The sequence below is a fragment of the Teredinibacter haidensis genome (assembly GCF_014211975.1).
GTDB lineage: Bacteria > Pseudomonadota > Gammaproteobacteria > Pseudomonadales > Cellvibrionaceae > Teredinibacter > Teredinibacter haidensis.
On record NZ_CP060084.1, the window covers coordinates 3,066,923 to 3,084,787 of the forward strand.

13 protein-coding genes are annotated in these 17,865 nt (G+C 48.2%); 8 read left to right on the plus strand and 5 right to left on the minus strand.

Features of this window, described 5'->3' with window-relative positions:
• Positions 1-45 precede the first annotated feature (45 nt).
• Positions 46-2,217, minus strand: a complete 2,172-nt coding sequence (locus tag H5715_RS12165; protein ID WP_075187871.1) for a malate synthase G — start codon at positions 2,215-2,217, stop codon at positions 46-48.
• A 203-nt stretch (positions 2,218-2,420) separates the two neighbouring features.
• Between H5715_RS12165 and H5715_RS12170 the strand changes: the two genes are divergently transcribed.
• Both H5715_RS12170 and H5715_RS12175 read left to right on the plus strand, forming a co-directional pair.
• Positions 2,421-3,956: a DUF3612 domain-containing protein gene (locus H5715_RS12170; protein ID WP_075187802.1), complete on the plus strand. Its 1,536-nt coding sequence runs from the start codon at positions 2,421-2,423 to the stop codon at positions 3,954-3,956.
• A 352-nt stretch (positions 3,957-4,308) separates the two neighbouring features.
• On the plus strand, positions 4,309-4,512 hold the full coding sequence (locus tag H5715_RS12175; protein WP_075187803.1) for a hypothetical protein: 204 nt from the start codon (positions 4,309-4,311) through the stop codon (positions 4,510-4,512).
• On the opposite strand, the gene H5715_RS12180 is transcribed toward H5715_RS12175, so the two are convergent.
• Entirely contained in the window at positions 4,513-5,907 is a 1,395-nt protein-coding gene (locus tag H5715_RS12180) for a transglutaminase-like domain-containing protein (RefSeq protein WP_175574336.1), read from the minus strand.
• 138 nt (positions 5,908-6,045) lie between these two features.
• Positions 6,046-6,333: a hypothetical protein gene (locus H5715_RS12185; RefSeq protein ID WP_075187805.1), complete on the minus strand. Its 288-nt coding sequence runs from the start codon at positions 6,331-6,333 to the stop codon at positions 6,046-6,048.
• Positions 6,334-7,059: 726 nt separating this feature from the next.
• Here H5715_RS12185 and fusA point away from each other — a divergent pair.
• The 5 genes from fusA to H5715_RS12210 all read left to right on the plus strand — a co-directional run bounded on the left by fusA (position 7,060) and on the right by H5715_RS12210 (position 11,565).
• On the plus strand, positions 7,060-9,093 hold the full coding sequence (gene fusA / locus H5715_RS12190) for an elongation factor G (protein WP_075187806.1): 2,034 nt from the start codon (positions 7,060-7,062) through the stop codon (positions 9,091-9,093).
• A 127-nt stretch (positions 9,094-9,220) separates the two neighbouring features.
• A complete protein-coding gene (locus tag H5715_RS12195) occupies positions 9,221-10,207 on the plus strand; it encodes a CsgG/HfaB family protein (protein ID WP_075187807.1) in 987 nt (328 codons plus the stop codon).
• Complete coding sequence (locus tag H5715_RS12200; RefSeq protein WP_075187808.1) at positions 10,204-10,530, plus strand: hypothetical protein; 327 nt, start codon at positions 10,204-10,206, stop codon at positions 10,528-10,530. Before H5715_RS12195 ends, H5715_RS12200 begins: the two co-directional genes overlap by 4 nt.
• Positions 10,527-10,871, plus strand: a complete 345-nt coding sequence (locus H5715_RS12205) for a DUF4810 domain-containing protein (RefSeq protein ID WP_075187809.1) — start codon at positions 10,527-10,529, stop codon at positions 10,869-10,871. Before H5715_RS12200 ends, H5715_RS12205 begins: the two co-directional genes overlap by 4 nt.
• Entirely contained in the window at positions 10,861-11,565 is a 705-nt protein-coding gene (locus tag H5715_RS12210; protein ID WP_075187810.1) for a GNA1162 family protein, read from the plus strand. The genes H5715_RS12205 and H5715_RS12210 overlap by 11 nt, the downstream gene beginning before the upstream one ends.
• Here H5715_RS12210 and H5715_RS12215 read toward each other — a convergent pair.
• Positions 11,562-12,971 carry a two-component system sensor histidine kinase NtrB gene (locus H5715_RS12215; protein WP_075187872.1) on the minus strand — a complete coding sequence of 470 codons (1,410 nt, stop codon included), beginning with the start codon at positions 12,969-12,971 and terminating at the stop codon, positions 11,562-11,564. The genes H5715_RS12210 and H5715_RS12215 overlap by 4 nt on opposite strands.
• A 106-nt stretch (positions 12,972-13,077) precedes the next feature.
• Positions 13,078-14,136, minus strand: coding sequence for a DUF4380 domain-containing protein (locus H5715_RS12220; RefSeq protein WP_175574337.1), 1,059 nt, complete (start codon positions 14,134-14,136; stop codon positions 13,078-13,080).
• A gap of 356 nt (positions 14,137-14,492) precedes the next feature.
• On the opposite strand from H5715_RS12220, the gene H5715_RS12225 reads away from it, so the two are divergent.
• Entirely contained in the window at positions 14,493-17,837 is a 3,345-nt protein-coding gene (locus H5715_RS12225) for a TonB-dependent receptor (RefSeq protein ID WP_075187811.1), read from the plus strand.
• Positions 17,838-17,865 lie beyond the last annotated feature (28 nt).

Sequence of the window (17,865 nt, forward strand, 5' to 3'; positions counted from 1 at the left end):
AGAATGGTCTATTGAACCCTGGTGCGGGGTTAATAGGTGAGCGGGCTACCGTCTTTTAGCTTGCAATCGATATTCGTGCAGCAAAGGTTCGGTATAACCATTTGGCTGATCGATGCCGAGAAAAATTAGATCCCGAGCCGCCTGAAATGCGAGACTATGCCCTGTATCGGGTGTCATATTTCGATACCCTGAAATACCCTCGTTTTGTTTATCCACTACAGCCGCCATACGAACCATAACGTTCTCCACCTGTACTTGCGTGCAGATGCCGTGGCATAGCCAGTTAGCGATATGCTGGCTGGAAATACGTAGCGTTGCCCGGTCTTCCATTAAGCCGATATTATTAATATCCGGCACTTTAGAACAACCAACACCCATCTCGACCCAGCGAACGACGTAACCAAGAATTCCCTGAATATTGTTTTCCAGCTCCTGCTCAATATCCTGCGTATTTAGTTCGTAGGCTTTCGGCATTAATGGAATACTTAGGATATCGTCCAAACTTGCCCTCGGCCGATCACGCAACTCCCCCTGAACATCGCGTACATTAATTTTGTGGTAGTGCATCGCATGCAATACCGCCGCTGTTGGAGAAGGAACCCATGCAGTATTGGCTCCAGCCTGCGGATGATCGATTTTTGACATCATCATTTGATTCATTTCATCGGGCATGGGCCACATACCCTTGCCGATTTGCGCGTGCCCCGGCAACCCGCACTCCAAACCAATATCCACATTCCAGTTTTCGTAGGCCTTAATCCAGGGCTGATCTTTTATTTGGGCTTTAGGAAAGAAGGCGCCGGCCTGCATGCTGGTATGAATTTCATCACCGGTGCGATCAAGAAACCCGGTATTGATGAACACTACCCGCTCTTTGGCAATGCGGAGGCACTCTTTTAGATTCACCGTTGTGCGGCGCTCTTCATCCATAATGCCGAGCTTAATAGTATTTTCCTCTAGGCCAAGCATGGTTTCCGTGCACGCGAATAAACGGCAGGTAAACGCAACCTCTTCCGGCCCGTGCATTTTGGGCTTAACAATATAGATACTGCCACTTCGACTGTTACGTATGGATGCGTTTTCGCGTTGTAAATCCAAAGAACTGATCAACGAAGTAATTACCGTATCGAGTATGCCTTCCGGCACAAAATTGCCCTGTTTATCCCGCATCAAATCGCTTTCCATTAGATGGCCCACATTGCGATTTAATAACAACGAGCGACCGTGCAGGCGATACTCATCACCATCGGCACAGGTGTAAAATCTGTCGCGATTCATTCGACGGGTATAGGTCACACCGCCTTTATCGAAGGTGGATTTTAGATCGCCCCGAATTAAACCCAGCCAGTTTCGATAAACCTCTACCTTATCTTCGGCGTCGACAGCAGTAACGGAATCTTCACAATCCATAATCGTGGTAACCGCCGCTTCAATCAAAACGTCCTGTATATTCGCAAGGTCGTGCGAACCGTTGCTACCGTTTCGGTCGAATTGAATTTCAACGTGCATACCGTTGTTTTTCAGCAGAATCGATTCTGGATCATCTTTATGCCCGCAGAGCGCAACAAACTGACCCGGGCGTTTTAGACCACTCTCCGTACCGTCGGGGAAAAATGCCAACAGGTGATGGTAATAAACCACGTAGCTGGTGACATCCTGATGCGAGCCACGAGCCAACGGAAAGGCTTCGTCTAGGAACTCCCTGGCATACTGGATAACATGATTACCACGCGCAGGATTGTAGCGTTTACATGGCTTTAAACCCTCGGTTTGGGGAATGACATCGCTACCGTAGAGCGCATCGTACAAACTTCCCCAGCGCGCGTTCGCCGCATTAAGGGCAAAGCGAGCATTCTTTAACGGCACAACCAATTGCGGCCCGGCAATGGTGGTTATCTCGCTATCGACATGCTCAGTACCTACTTGGAAGCTATCGCCTTCGGGCAATAGATAGCCGATCTCCTGCAGAAAGCTTTTGTAAGCATCCGCATTAAAGGCCTGATTACGATGAGCTTTGTGCCAATCGTCTATTCTTTTCTGTAAATGATCTCGCTTCGTGAGCAGTTCGCGATTAACTGGCATAAACTCATCGATAAGGCGGTATAAATCATTCCAGAATTTTGCCTGTGGTAAGCCCGTTAAAGGCAATACCTCATCATTGATAAATTGAAAAAATTCATCGTTGATAAGACAGCTGTTTTCGAGTGGAATATTCATGACGGGTACCCGTTTCACTTCAATTTTTTGACTGTAATTGGCGCTTAAAAAATGATGCACCTCTTTTAGTAGGAGTACACTTGCCAACGAACTCGTCGCAAAGTGCAAAAGGATGTTCACTGTTCGCGCTTGCTTGCAACACAGTGTAGGTGAGTGGGTGCTAGAATTTCACAATAGAAATTTCACACTGTGAATTTTACAAAATGAAGGACAACAAAAGCCTGCTGCGGAAGGCCCACTTCCTCGGCACAAAAATACGTAATTTGCGTAAGCGCAATCATCTAACCATGGAAGACCTCTCGGCGCGCTGTGTAAAAGTAGATGCCGAATCCGCGCCCTCAGTATCCTACTTGTCGATGATCGAGCGCGGTAAACGTGTGCCCAGCGGAGGTATGCTGGAAGTGATTGCCGCTGTTTTTCAAAAAAAAACCGAATGGTTTCTCGATGATGTGCCAGACGAACAGGATCTCACCCCGGTAAAGGGCAGCCGCGGCGGTGTGGACGGTATGGCTCTGGAACCAAACTTTCTGTTTTCCAATGAAATTCTGCAAATTGCCATTCCTGAACTACTCTCTCAAACCGGCACGACGGGCCGCCAGTTTGCACACTTGCTAATTCGTGCCCATCAGGAGCACCATCAAAACCATTTCCCCGATCTGGAGCGCGCAGCAGAGGATGTGGGCCACAAGCGCCTGCCTTTAAATAATGACGATATTATGGATATCGTTAAGTCAATGGGCCTGGAGATTCAGCTGTTTGATACGCCCCCCAACATAGCGAAAGATGATCTTTGTGAGGGCGAAAATTGTGTGGTGACCTCCTGCTACGAGCCGCCGGGAACCATACATGTCAACCGCGCCCTACTCTCCCGCCCAAGACGCTTTAAATATGATCTCGCCGTCCATATTGGTCACTGTGTACTGCACGATAAACACGCCGTAAAAAATGTGTTGATTGCCGGTCACGGTCAAAGTAGCACTCTGCTGGAAGAAGACATCTCCAGTAATCAAACCTCCATTGTCGACCCTCAGGATATTCTTCACGCATGGCGCGACTTCGAGTGCAGCTTTTTTGCCGGCGCCCTGCTCTGCCCAAAAGTCCCCTTCCGGCAGATGCTTGATCGCCAAAGCTACGAAATAAATGTTGGCGCGATGGTGGACGTCTCTGAATCGGTGGCCATGCGCCGTATGACCGCCGTCTCTCCCTACCCCCACTGGCACTACTTCGATGCCTACGCCCCCGGCAAGCTGAAAGCAGTGTATCGCGGCAACGGTATTCCGCTACCTTGGGGAAATATGCGCGCGGTTAACGACCCCTGCCATCACTGGTCAGTTTTTAGAATGCTCGATCACCCGGTAAATGGCACAGCCTCGCAAATTTCAATTATGAACGTTAACGACGAGCCACGTATCTACTGCTGTGAATCTATTTATGTCGAGGATCTCGCCGGTCACGCCCATGTCCTCTGCGCCGGAATTGAACTAAACCCCGCCATTCAGGCCCAGGGGCAAAATGCTCTGGATATGGCCTCGGCCCTGAAACAGCACTGCATTAGCCACGGAGGATCCGCCCTAATCCCCAATGCGATAAAAAATGACTTAAGCAGCGTTGCACGTATTCTCAACATTGCATGGGTGGCCAGAGGAATTGAGGGCGAAGCCCGACTTATTTGCCCCAGAGGTGCTGTTTGCCCGCGCAAACCCAGCTGCTACCAGTGCAGCTCTTCCCCCCAAATATGACAGAAACATTTCTAGTGTCGATTTCCGCATAGCAGTAATTATTTGACCCTGCGCCGCTTGCGGCAAGCCCTGCTGCGGCACTTTTTTCTCCCTAAGCCCTTATTTTAAATAGCGTTTGTTAAGTCGTGCACACACACTATTCTCCACCATCCCCGGTATTCGCCAGGTAAAAAAATCGCAACGTGAAATATAACTGTCATTCAGGCGTCATATTTCTGCTTGATAATTACCCAAAAGGTGGGCTAACCCAAAACGGAAAGCAAAACCTTTACCAGACAAACACGAACAAGCCATGAGCCCCAAGGGGCTCATTATGCAAAAGCCTTAAGTTAGGCCAGGAGATAACACCATTATGTTAAAGAAATTATTTTCCCTTGTAGCCGTAACCCTTTCTTTTTCCTTGAGTTCATTGGTTGTAACAGCTGATGAAGCCGCTCAGCAAATGGAAGAAATGACCGTAATGGGTGCCGTTAAGAGCCAGGACGCTATCAGCTTCCCAGCGAGTGAAGACGCCAGCGAAGAAGCTTTGAAAGACATTCCGGTTATTGAAGAGTAATCACTGACGCAATTTCAGCTGCGCGGCGGAGACAATCTTCAGCCCGTGCAGCTGCTGCGTAATCTTTAGAAATTCTGCCTGCTCGCCGCTGCTCAAGCCCAGCACAAGATGACCGGAAGTGAACCCTTCCATACCACTATCAAAACTCATCCATCGATCTCCTACCCAGGCTTGAACCCATGCGTGAGGTACAAACACATACGACTTACCATAAAAGCGTTCATTGCTATAGGTAAGGCCAACTGCAACGCGAGTAGGCACACCCGCCGCCCGCCCCAGGGCCGCCAGCAGCAGAGCTTGCTCAGTACAGTCGCCACTTTTTGTCGCCAATGCCTGCAATGCCGTAGCATAACCGGAATAGATAATTTCGCCGCCCTTCATATGCTGAGTGACGAAACGGGTGAGACGTTTCATTTTTTTTTCAGCACTTAACTCCTTGCCAGAAAGCAGCGAAGCGGCCTTTCTTTCAATTGCCGTATCGTGAAAGTCCAGCCAATAACTACTGCCAAGCGCACTCTCTAAAACTTTTTTTGATGGCAACCCCTCGGTGCCGCAACGGGAGCAAACCTCTATCCGCACCCCCTTTTCTGTTGGCACGACGGCTTGTTCAAACGTTGCCGGGATTTGTAGCGTGACGTTGCCTTCCAACTCATAGCGAATCTTTCCGCGCAAGGCGGTATCTGTAATACGATAAGGTGATTTAATCAGTTGACGATAAACATTTTGTAAGGGTGTTACATCAGCTTTTGCACATTGCTGGTCGCAGGTCTCAATAACAAAAGCCTCACCGGAGGTCTGCGAAGACTCCCTTAAAATACGATAATCTCCATCGGTATAAAGAACTGCTTTTCCGCTATTTTTTTGTTCCGGCTTCGTGCGAACCATTTTCCATTGAAAGCCCGACCCCGCTTCCGCCGCCAGTATCTCTAGGCGAACTTTCTCGAAGGCTAATCTGGAAAAACTCCAAAAACTGTATTCGATAACCGATTGATTAGCCCGCGCCAGTAACTTTTTCCGAACCCCTTCTCGCAAGGAAAAATCTTTTGGCAATCTGTAAGCCTGTTTTGTCCTTCGTGTATTTTCTTCGCTCACAACGAGCAGATCCCCTTTAACCAAGGCCCGCATGCTGTGTGATGCATGCTCAGAGATAACGGTTTTTCGGATTTCCAACGGCTTACCACTATCGGTTTCCACGTAGCTTAAAGTGGTCGCAGATTTTTTTACCGCTTGCCCCGGAACCCGCGTATGTAAGACCAGCGTTTCGGTCGTAATCAGCTTACCCCCTTCCGCTTTGCTAACGACAGAGCGATAGCCAATTTTTTCGTCCCCCAGGATTACCGATTGCCACGCCTCATCGACTCCCGATAAAACAGGGTTCGAAAGCAAAAAAAACATACTAAAAACACAATAAAAATGGCGGGAATTTAAAAGATCGGATCTCATAAGAAAAGCATATACCCCGGTAATCGTGCTGTAGTAAAAGTAATCGAGTTTACCACGACTCCGGGGTTTAACTAAGTTGAATGTATCCTCTTAATTGATCACCAGACTGTCGACATAATCACTAGGCAACGGAGTATTGACGAGCTCTTCGTTCTCTCTATCCTCTTCAAGCTGCACATCCCGCACGCCCACACTATCTAACGTCGCGTTCAATTCTTCCAGCTTCACCTGCACCAGGGGCAGCAATGAATCATGTCCGGATACGGAAGGCACCACAGAGGGAACAACATTATTAAACGGTTGTGCACTAGCGGTACCACAACAAAACATAAACGCGAAAACCGATGCCACAACAATTTTTGAAAAATACGTACTCATTATCAATCTCCTGATAAACATTTCCTGAATAAGTGGATCGCGGACGTATCTTAAAGTTGAAAGATCCGCGATATTAAAAACGATGTCAACCACACACCCAGTTGTTATCAGAAACTGTGCCAACTTCAGCCCAACAATTAACACACTGATTTAATTAAAGTTTTTTATTTTTCGAAATTTCTTACGCCACAATTGATAAATTTGGCCAGGAAAAAGGTGGTGAGAAAAGCTAATGAATATGAGTTTTCACCACCTCGGCCCAAAAATCACCATCACCCTGTAAATTGGAAAAACGGGGGGGTGGCAGGCAACGCCCCACGCCAGCACGCAGACTTAGTGGGAACATATTAACGCTCCGTCGCCTTGTTAAATTAAACACTTCCCTCACATTCGGTACGGACATTTAAAAGCCCCAGAAAGTGCGAAGAGCAGCCACAGATTAGAGGGATTTGTGGCACAACAATCTCAGCCGCTATACTTCAAGGTGGTAGCACAGTATTGAAGATTGACATCTATCAACGTATACCAATAGGAATCGTTCAGACTGGTGTTCTGTGCATTCTCTCGGGAGACTACTATGACCGGGACTCGTTTGTATCTGCCCCTCTATCTACGCGCTGCGCAACGCATGAAGCGTCTGCCTAGCTCAGCCCTCTAATTTAATTACCCCATTTATCCTTTCTCCACTTTTCACCCAAGTACCACCTTTCAAAGCAGGGATTTGATATGACAATCACCAATAACATTCGTAACATCGCCTTTACCGGTCATGCAGGTGCCGGGAAAACATCTTTAATCGAGCGCCTGTTATTTGAAGCAGGCGCGACTACAGCGCTTGGCGAAATCACCAGGGGCACAACCGTAACCGATAGCGATCCCCAATCAAAACAGCTACAGCACTCGGTAGAAACGGCGGTATGTAGTTTTGAATCGAATAAAATTCACGTTAACATGCTGGACACACCGGGATACCCGGATTTTGTTGGCCGCAGTATCAGTGTTTTACCCGCAGTGGAAAGCGTTGCCGTTGTAATAGATGCCACCGCTGGAATAGAAATGGTGACAGAGCGAATGATGAGTATCGCAAAGAGTCGCGAGAAATGTCGTCTGATTATCATTAACAAAATTGATTCCGCCGAATACGATCTATCCGAATTACTTACCGATATTCAACAGCGTTTTGGCAGCGAATGCCTGCCTCTTAATTTGCCAGTTCCCGGCCATGAATCCATCGTCGATTGCTATTTCGAGCCCCAAAAAACCAACACGGAATTTTGTACCGTCAGCCAGGCCCACGACACTCTGGTTGATCAGGTCGTAGAGGTTGACGAGGATTTAATGGCCCTGTATCTCGAACAGGGAGAGGAACTTCAACCCGAGCAGCTACACGATCCATTCGATCAAGCATTGCGCAGCCAGCATTTAATCCCCGTTTGCTTCACCTCTGCCCGTACAGGAACCGGCATTGCCGAGCTGCTTCGCATTATCACGCAATTAATGCCCAGCCCAAAAGAAGGTAATACACCACTCTTTTTAAAGGACAACGAAGCCATTGAGCTTTCAGAAAAAGCGGACGACCATATTCTTGCGCATGTATTTAAAATTTCCATCGATCCCTTTATGGGCAAGCTCGCCGCACTACGTGTTCATCAAGGCACCATTACGCCCGAAAGCCTGCTTTTTATTGGCGATGGACGCAAAAGCTTTAAAGTCGGTCACTTATACAAACTGCAAGGCGGTAAACGGGAGGAAATTAACACGGCAACGCCTGGCGATATATGCGCCATAGCCAAGGTGGACGACATTGAATTCGACTCAGTTCTTCACGATTCACACGAAGATGATCACATCCACCTAAAATCCCTGCACTTCCCCTCCCCCATGTACGGCCTCGCCGTGCACCCCACCCGCCGAGGCGACGAGCAAAAGCTGTCCGAAACCCTCAAGAAATTGGGCGCAGAGGATCCCAGCCTGCGCATTGAACATCGCATAAATTTGAATGAAACGGTGATTCACGGTGTGGGCGAGTTTCATTTGCGTATCGCTCTCGAGAAAATGGAATCAGTTTTTAATCTTACTGTCGACACTCAACCGCCAACAATCGATTACCGCGAAACTATTGCACGACCTGCAGATGGCCACCACCGCCACAAAAAGCAGACCGGCGGTGCAGGACAGTTTGGTGAAGTGTATTTAAAAATCGAACCTATCGATCGCGGCCAGGGTTTTGAATTTGTGAATAAGATTGTGGGAGGCGTTATACCAGGCAGCTTTATTCCCGCCGTAGAAAAAGGTATTCGGCAAATGCTGGAGGAAGGCGCCGTGGCAGGTTATCCCATGCAAGATTTACGGGTTATTTTATATGATGGCAAGTTCCATGCTGTAGACTCCAAAGAAATAGCATTTGTCGCTGCAGGCCGAAAAGCCTTCCTTGATGCCGTAGCCAAGGCTGCGCCCATGGTCTTGGAGCCCATCGTCAACGTTGTGGTTATCGCGCCGTCAAATTGTATGGGCGACATAACTGGCGATATATCCTCCCATAGAGGTATGGTTACCGATGCCACCCCCACGCAAAAACAAAAGGCTCAGATCAGCGCAAAAATGCCGCTGGCCGAACTGTTCGATTACCAATCGCGCATTAAATCCATGACCGGTGGAGAAGGCTCGTTTACCATTGAATTCAGCCATTACGACGCGGTGCCCGCAACCACGCAACAGTCGCTGACGAAAAATTACAAAGTTGCGGAATTTGCCACCTAATATCTATCACGATAAACGTTATAATGCCCCAACAATTTTGCTGGGGCATCGCTGCCATTCAGGTTTGGTTCAGCTTAGTTTCAGGAGAATAACTCCTTTAGATTAGCTGCATACAAAGGACAAAACTATGCAAACAATCATTCAAGCTCGATTTTTCCTACCACTTTTACTACTCCCCTTTTTCTTTTCAGGCTGCGCCAGCCAGGCTCCACAGGTGAAAGAAAAAGAAAGCGGGTACTCCCTCGACCAACAGAGACAGGCGCAGGCCTCTATAAAGGCACAAACACCGAAAAAACTCGCATTAAAGCGAAAAATTGCTCTGGGACGCGTGTCCAATGAGACTCTCCACGGCAAGAGCCTGCTGCGTGATAGCCACGACGATACCTTAGGCAAGCAAGTTACAGATATGCTCTCGAAAGCGTTAACGGAATCCGGTAATTTTCTGGTCTTTGAACGACCGGATATCGGCCGTATTCAGGACGAGGCGGCCCTTACTGGTCGCGAGCTGAATCTGGTAGGGTCCGATGCTCTGGTTATTGGCTCCCTGACGGAGTTTGGCCGACGCACCACAGGTGAATCAGGGTTCTTTTCTTCCAGTAAAAAGCAAACCGCTTACGCGAAAGTGGATATGCGCCTTGTCGACACAACAACAGGCCAGATTACCGAAGCGTTTAGTGGAGCCGGTGAAGCTTCTATCGAAAATGTTAACGTAGCCGGCTTCGGATCCAAAGCCGCTTATGATGCAGCCATTAATGACCGCGCCATTTCTATTGCCATTGCCGATGCTGTGAACACGTTAACACAGTTGCTCACTAAGCAGCCTTGGCAGTCGAGCATACTCTCCATTGACAACGAGGGTGTTTATATGAGTGGTGGCGCAAGCCAAGGCGTGGCCACAGGCATGGAGTTCGACGTATTAGTTAAAGGTAAAAGAGTAAAATCTGGCCAATCGGGCTTTCTTATTCAATTGCCCGGCAAAAAAATTGCGCGGGTGAAAGTTACCTCGCTATTTGGTAAAAGCGATACGGATGAAGGCGCCGTTGTTACACTCGTTAATGGCAGTTTAGGTAATTACCAGCCCGATCAATTGCTTGTACAGGAGGTCACCCCATGAAACTGATTATTATTAGCTTTTGCTTAACGGCACTACTACTAACCGGTTGCGTAAAGCAGCCCACAACCAGCGAAATCACTGTCGATCAACGTCCAGCCATTTCCTTTATTCCTGCGTCAAAAGGACAAAAAACCGCTGAGTTTGAAGTGGTCGTCGATAGCTTGGTAATGGGTAGAGCCAATGAGTTTATAAACGGTGAAGCTGCGCTTAAACTGCTATCCGGCACTCACCTTATACAACTGATCCGCAATAACGAAGTAGTTTTCAGCTCAACTATTTATCTCGGCGATGGTGCTATCAAAAGCCTGCCCCTGCCAAAATGAAAATACTCTTAATCGCCTGCATACTGCTACTCGGTGCCTGCTCCAGCCAGAATCACTACAATTGGGGCGGGTATTCCGATGGACTTTACGAGTATTATCATCGCCCTAGTGAACACGCTAAAGTTCGTCAACAGTTAGTGGCACACATCGCCAATCTGGAAAAGTCAGCAAAGCTTATCCCCCCAGGCCTTTACGCCGAAGCGGGTACCTTTTTTCTTGAAACAGGAGACAGTGCTACGGCAATTGAGTACTACAAAAAAGAATACGAAACCTGGCCGGAAAGCCAAACATTAATGATGGCCATGATTCAAAACTTGGAGAAACGATACAGTGCCGACTAACAGGCTAGTTCATCTAACGCTGTTATGCGTTGTATTTTTATTGTCTGGCTGCGAAACCACGTCATCCACCCATGTAAACCGCTATCAACAAGCATTTGACAATGCCAGCGTTCGCTCCATTCTTGTCCTACCCGTCACAAACCGCAGCATCAACATTAGCGCTCCGAGCACAATGTTAAGCGTACTACCAACAATTTTGGCGGACAGGGGGTACTACGTGTTTCCTGTTAATACCGTAAAAGTCGTGTTGGAAAATGAGGGTTTGTACGAAGCCGACGAGATCCACAAGCTCGCACCTACCGAGATCGCCAACCTTTTTGGTGCAGATGCGGTGCTCTATGTAAGCGTTGAGCGCTGGGATACTCGCTACGTTATTCTGTCATCAACAACAGAGGTTACCCTAGAATTCCTTTTAGTTAGCCATAACGGTGACGAACTCTGGCGAGCGAAAAAAACCATTGAGAAGTCATCAAAAGACAATAGCAGTAATAGTAACAATATACTGGCAGAACTGATTGGCGATGCGATTTCAGCAGCCTGGGAGCGTGCGTTTCCAGACTACCGCCCCCTAGCAATGGAGGCTAGCAAAGCGGTGTTCCTTTATGATGGAACGCGAATACCTACCGGTCCATACCACCCAAGCAATAAACACATAACAGAGCAGCAGGCCGAGGGTGAACGATCTTCAAATTAGCGCACCTGCATTTGCACATGGAAGGTGGTGCCAACATCTAAATCGGAGGTGACCGCCATATGACCATGATGATGCTCGGTAACAACGAAATGTGAAAAGGATAAACGCTGTAATCCAGAACCCTGCGATTGCTGATTTTCGCTATTCAAAAAGAAAGGCTCAAAAATGTTCTGCTGCTCTTCCGCGGTAAGCCCCTTACCGTTGTGAATCATCTTAATCCAGATGGCATCGTAAAACTCATTAATCTCGATAGTGATCAGCGGCGAAAAATCGTCCCGATCACATTCACCTAGTGCGTGACAGGCGTGGCGAAAAACACCCAGAAAAACCTGTTGTAATTCTGCTGTTTGGCAGGGCACGCGACTGATCCCTTCCTGGTAGTCTTTTTTCAATTTAACATCGCGAAACTTCAAGCCGGATGGGTTGGACAATACCTGGCTGGCAAGCTCAATCGTGTGATCCATAATTTCAGGGATTGAGGCCAGTTGTAATTTTCCCCCCTGATTCAGGGAGAAATCCACTAGGTTTTTCACAATGGCATTGGCCTGCCGCCCATCTTCTATGGCCGCGGCCAAACAGGTATTCATCTCCTCTTTGTCCAAACTGTTGCAGGCAGAGGCTTTCATGCACTGTAAATTATCCATAATAGTTTTCAGTGGCGTCCCTACATCAATAGCCATAGTCGCAGCCAACTCCCCCATAGACGCCATTTTATCCAGCTCGATCAAACGGTTCTCGGCTTTTACCCGCTTGGTCACGTCTTCCAGCATAATCACAATACCCACATCGCTATTACTTTGCAGCGTATAAAGGGTTAAATCAAAATAGTACTGCCCGCGTTGGCTGTGTTTGATGGTGGTAGTTTTTTTCGTTTCGAGCACTTCTTGTACCTGCTCCGACGACAGCGTAATAGTGGGGTAGGCCTCCCACAGGTTTTTACCCAACACCTGCTCGCGCTTAGCACCAGTGACCTTTTCCGAAGACGTGTTCCACTGGGTAATCTGCATTTTTTCGTTCAGGCCAATAAGCATCAGCGGCATCGAATCGACAATACTTTTAATATAACCTTGGGAATCCTGCAGTCTTGCCATGGTTTCCCTGTGCTCACCAATTTCCCCCTCCAACGCTTCGTTCGCCTGCGCCAGCGTTGCGGTTCGTTCACGCACGCGATCTTCCAGATCTTTGCGGATCTCGTTTAGTTCGCGGTTAGCTTTGCGGCTGTTTCTATAGCTGAAGAATAACGTAACCAACGTGATGGTTAGAAGTGTTATCAGCACTGCACCTGAAAAATTGGCGACATGCTGCCATTTGGTACGACCCAATTCGTCTTTAAAATAATCGGCTATGGAGGCGTAAGCGCTGCTGGTTAAAAGGTAGAGTGAAAGTACTAAAAGAACTCTTGTCATATCGGCGGGATCTTCTGCTACGAGCTGTGGTTTTTCGGAGGGTATTGTAGCGGAAAAAAACACGCGCTGCCGGAGCAAAGTTGCCAGCAGCGACAATTTGCTAGAGCTAACGCAGTATGGCGCGCAACGCCTTTCTATGCTGTTCTGGGTCATCAGCTCCATTATAGGGGTACAGACTCCAACGCTGTGTCGCTTCCATAGCCTCACCCGGCTGCAATTTCCGGTAAGGGGCATGCAACTCCATCTCAATAACCCCTTGCTCACGCCCCTCCCGTTTATCCACATAAAGCTCCACCTGCCCCTGCTCCGGATGAATACTCGCAAGTGGCTGATGATCAAACTCAATAATAAACAACTGTCCTTCGGTAAAGGCCGCCATCCAGCCCGCAGAGGGCTGCATAAATAACTTGCCACGAATGCGATTAGCCTCGCCCTCGCCGTTCCAGTTCAATGCCATAATGCCATCATCGATGGGCAAATCGAAAGAACTGTCCTGCGAGCTAAAAACGGCTGCGCGTACATCCTTAACCTTTTCCACCGGCACATAAACCTTGCTAGTGACATTTACTCGCGAGTTAAACCAAAGATCCCAACTTAACGCTTCATCTTTTCGAATATTCTCTGCCCTGGCACCCAGCAATACGCGAGCTGTGGTGCCTTCCAGTAATTCGAAGTGCTTATCTATCCTCATACCGGATACGCTGCTTTTCACTCCCTCAAGCTGCAGCTCGTGTTTACTGCGCTTCTGGATGCGATTATCTGCCATAGTAATAAAAGGATCTTGAGGCCAGACGGCTTTGCTGGAAAACCGTTCAGAATTGGCTTTTTGGTGCAGCCACCACTCACTCTGCGGCCCCAGCCAGACAATATGTCCACGGTAGTCCGGACAGGTTGATAACGCCGATATAGCTTTCTCTTTAACTGCACTTACCCCCTCACCCAACATCAGCACATTGTCACGTCCCTTTAGCGCAAAACCAAGAACCCGCCCGCCAAATTGGGGGGTAACCGTAAAGCTAAGCTTGCCGCTCTCCAGCACAGCTGTTTCAATTGAGCCATTCTCTGCATTTGTACCTTTACACGAACAACTCAGCAGTAAACACAGCGCTACACACCTAATTCTCTCGCGCCTTAAAACCATCAAATTCAACAACCTCTTGCTCATAGTTTGCCCCATTGGCATAGTTTCGTTTTATTCTGGCAAAGTTATACCGTGTCTTCGCCGCGCACACCAACTATGCTGTCATTTAGGCTAGTAGATGCACATCAAAAAAATATATAGTCCGTTTGACTATTACAGGGCCTTATTGCAGAATGGCTGACGTGAATACAATTTGTATAGATATTCCTTCGCCGGTGTAGCTACCAAAGAAAGCTATACGGCTTGGTTTACGTTCAAACCTATGGAAAGTTGGAGCTATAGCATTGATATCGGCCCTCAGGGAACGAGGTATTTCATACCAATAATTAAAAATGCTTCAACCCAAAAACGTTATTAATAACATATAAGAGAGTTTTTCCATGAACCAAAAATTGCGCAATTTACGTAATAAAGCAGGCTTCGGCTTGGCTTCTTCTTTGGTTGTGTTAGCGGGAGCCCTGGCCTCTCACGCTGCCACGGCGCAGGACGACGAAGGAGCTATGGTTGAAGAGGTTATCGTTAGCGGTACCAGAGTCAACCTGCAGAATGCTCAAGACATTAAACGCGAAGCAGATACTTTTGTAGATGCCATTTCAGCAGAAGATATCGGCACACTGCCAGACCGTAGCGTACTGGAAGCCATTCAGCGTTTACCGGGTGTATCCGTGGAACGCTTTGCTGGCCCTGATGATCCCGATCACTTCAGTGTGGAAGGCTCTGGCGCCATTATTCGTGGTATGACCCAGACGCGTTCCGAATTCAATGGGCGCGATTCCTTCACTGCAAACTCCGGTCGTGGCCTTTCCTTCCAGGACGTATCACCAGAATTAATGGGTGGTGTCGACGTATTTAAAAACCAGACTGCCGATATGATCGAAGGTGGTATTGGTGGCACGATTAGCCTGAAAACCCGTAAGCCATTTGACACCGATGGTCGTCAACTGGGCTTTAACATGGACTACTCCTATGGCGATATTGCCGAAGAGTGGAGCCCAACCTTTTCCGGCCTGTATAGCGACCGTTGGGATACAGATTTAGGTGAATTCGGATTCCTGATAAGTATTGCCGACTCTCAACTTTTCGGTGAGTCTCATGGCCTTCAGAGTGATGCTTACTCCATGTACAACGCCGGCAACATACCGGGAGCGGAGCGCTTCGTTGATGCAGCCCAAGCTGATGATAACCCTGTTGTGTGGATGCCGAATTCCGCCAACGCTCTAATAAAGTTCGATGACCGTAAGCGCCAGGGCCTCGCGACATCCGCCCAATGGAAAAACCCTGAAGATACCGTTCAAGTCACCGCAGAATACATCCGCTCTGACTCCAAGTTAGTCTGGTATGAAAAGGCGATTAAGTACCAGGGTAGCTACCCAACAGATGCCGATGATGTTCGCTCTACCGCGCTTGATCACACCACTATCAATTTTAATGACGATGGTCTATTCCAGTCAGGCACACTTAAATTCGTGAATTGGATTGGGTCTACCGACGCAGAAAACGCCAAGCACTTCCCCTCTGACGGCAGAAACGGCCAGCAGTTTGGACAAAAAATGCAGTTCGACAGCCGTATTAATGACACCAAGTCACTCGTTGAGGACATGAACCTTAACGTTGAATGGCAAGCGGCAGATAACCTGGAGCTCAGTGGTGACTTCCAGTACATCAAAGCCGACACCAAACAAGATGACTTGGCAATCCACACCGCATCTTTCGCCGGTCAGCAATACGACATCTCAGGCGATACCCCATCACTCACTCTTATTGAGCCCTGGTTTGGCTACAGAGATGCTAACCGAGAGGAATTCCTGAGAGATAACCCAGGATTCAGTGAAGACCCAGAAGGTGATGCCAACTATTTCCAGGATCCAAACAACTATTACTGGCGTTCAGGCATGGAGCACTACGAGCGCTCCGAAGGCGAATTAACTGCCCTACGCCTAGATGGTACCTATTATTTTGAAGACGTCGGTATTCTCAAGTCCGTCAAAGCAGGTGTACGCTACTCCGATCGCGAGCAAATTGTTCGTCGTTCCGGCTACAACTGGAAATCCGTCGGTCCAGAATGGGCAAGTTCAACCCCCGCAGGCTGGTTACTGGACGAGGAAGGACGGTATGCCGATCAGTATCAATACGCCGAATATGTTGACTGGTCAGACTTCCACGGAGGCGACGCACTCAACATTCCGGGTAACAAAACTATTCACGCATCAGAAGAGTTCGTTCGCATGGTAATGGGTGCAAGCCCAGCGCGAGAAATCATCGATGCCGAAGGCGGTGAATGGGCAGATAACAGACTTTCCTCACGAGACGGTGTTGATGCTGAATATGGCACATTCACAGCTGGAGAGATCAGCTATACCCGCGAAGAAAACGAAGCGTTATATGTTCGGATAGACTTTGGCAACGACGCGGAATTACGCTACAGCGGTAATATTGGCATGCGTTACGCGAAACTGACACGTAGAGCCGATGGCGCAATTATCTACCCTGATCTCAATATCGACTTAGCGAGAGATATAGCTCCTGCAGGTTTGGCACTACCTTTAACGGGTGAAGCCGTTATGGCTTATGTCAATCAACAAGTAACCGAAGGTGAATACGCGACTGTTGAGGATGCTCTCGAAGCCGACGCGAACGCCTGGATCGATGAGCCCATCAACTACCTTACTGCAGATGAACGCAACTTCGGTAACGACGCGGAACTGCCAACCACAACAGAAGCTGATTTCAATATGTTTTTACCCAGCTTCAACCTGAAAGTGGAAATGACCGATGACCTTATCGCTCGCTTTGCCGTTGCCAAGGCCGTCGCTCTGCCCGATATCAGTGATGTAAGAAACCGCGTTGACGTTGGTGTTCTCAACTACAACCCGACTTCGATCCGCATGAATGACCTCCCCGAAATCGTAGAAGGTGAAACAAACCCCTACGAGGGAATGATTGACAACGCCTACATCAAGGGCTGGACTGGTAGTGGCGGTAACCCTCACCTGAGACCCATGCAGTCTGTTCAGTACGATGTGGCACTGGAATGGTACTTCTCGGATGTCGGCCAGTTAAGCGGAACGATCTTCCACAAAAACCTGAGCGACTACTTTATTAAGGGCTCCAACTATCAGCTAATCACCAATCCCGACACGGGCGTAACACAATTGGTGGATGTTGACAGTACCATCAATGGCGGCAGCGCTAAAATGGACGGTTTAGAGCTGTCTTACCAACAGTTCTTTGACGGAATGTTCGAAGGCTTCGGTATTCAGGCAACATATACATATATTGATGCCAGCGGTGTACCGAATAATCAGGTTGATTTCCAATCTGTTGTAGATAGCGAAGGGCTTGATAACAGCCAAGATACCGGACTGCGCGTAAACCTCGATAACATTCCACTGCAGGGTCAGTCTGAACACACTGCCAACGTCGTCGGCATGTTTGAAAACGACGCTTGGAATGCCCGTTTAGCATACAACTGGCGCTCTAAGTACCTGCTAACAACACGAGATGTTATTAGTAAGGTGCCTCTGTATTATGACGATCACGGTCAGCTGGATGGATCGCTCTTCTACGATGTGAACGACTACATCACCGTAGGTCTTCAGCTTACCAATATCACCAATTCACAATCTAAAACACTTATGGTTCTGAATGACGAGATGTTGGAAGCTGGTCGCTCCTGGTTCGTTTCTGACCGCAGAGCTTCTTTTGTTGTTAAAGGATCTTTCTAAGACTTAAACGCAAAAAGTAGAACCCAAA

What these genes read in the sequence shown, in the direction of transcription:
- H5715_RS12165 (WP_075187871.1), bottom strand. Translation starts at nt 2,217, where the DNA reads ATGAATATTCCACTCGAAAACAGCTGTCTTATCAACGATGAATTTTTT.
- H5715_RS12170 (WP_075187802.1), top strand. Translation starts at nt 2,421, where the DNA reads ATGAAGGACAACAAAAGCCTGCTGCGGAAGGCCCACTTCCTCGGCACA.
- H5715_RS12175 (WP_075187803.1), top strand. Translation starts at nt 4,309, where the DNA reads ATGTTAAAGAAATTATTTTCCCTTGTAGCCGTAACCCTTTCTTTTTCC.
- H5715_RS12180 (WP_175574336.1), bottom strand. Translation starts at nt 5,907, where the DNA reads ATGTTTTTTTTGCTTTCGAACCCTGTTTTATCGGGAGTCGATGAGGCG.
- H5715_RS12185 (WP_075187805.1), bottom strand. Translation starts at nt 6,333, where the DNA reads ATGAGTACGTATTTTTCAAAAATTGTTGTGGCATCGGTTTTCGCGTTT.
- fusA (WP_075187806.1), top strand. Translation starts at nt 7,060, where the DNA reads ATGACAATCACCAATAACATTCGTAACATCGCCTTTACCGGTCATGCA.
- H5715_RS12195 (WP_075187807.1), top strand. Translation starts at nt 9,221, where the DNA reads ATGCAAACAATCATTCAAGCTCGATTTTTCCTACCACTTTTACTACTC.
- H5715_RS12200 (WP_075187808.1), top strand. Translation starts at nt 10,204, where the DNA reads ATGAAACTGATTATTATTAGCTTTTGCTTAACGGCACTACTACTAACC.
- H5715_RS12205 (WP_075187809.1), top strand. Translation starts at nt 10,527, where the DNA reads ATGAAAATACTCTTAATCGCCTGCATACTGCTACTCGGTGCCTGCTCC.
- H5715_RS12215 (WP_075187872.1), bottom strand. Translation starts at nt 12,971, where the DNA reads ATGACAAGAGTTCTTTTAGTACTTTCACTCTACCTTTTAACCAGCAGC.
- H5715_RS12220 (WP_175574337.1), bottom strand. Translation starts at nt 14,136, where the DNA reads ATGAGCAAGAGGTTGTTGAATTTGATGGTTTTAAGGCGCGAGAGAATT.
- H5715_RS12225 (WP_075187811.1), top strand. Translation starts at nt 14,493, where the DNA reads ATGAACCAAAAATTGCGCAATTTACGTAATAAAGCAGGCTTCGGCTTG.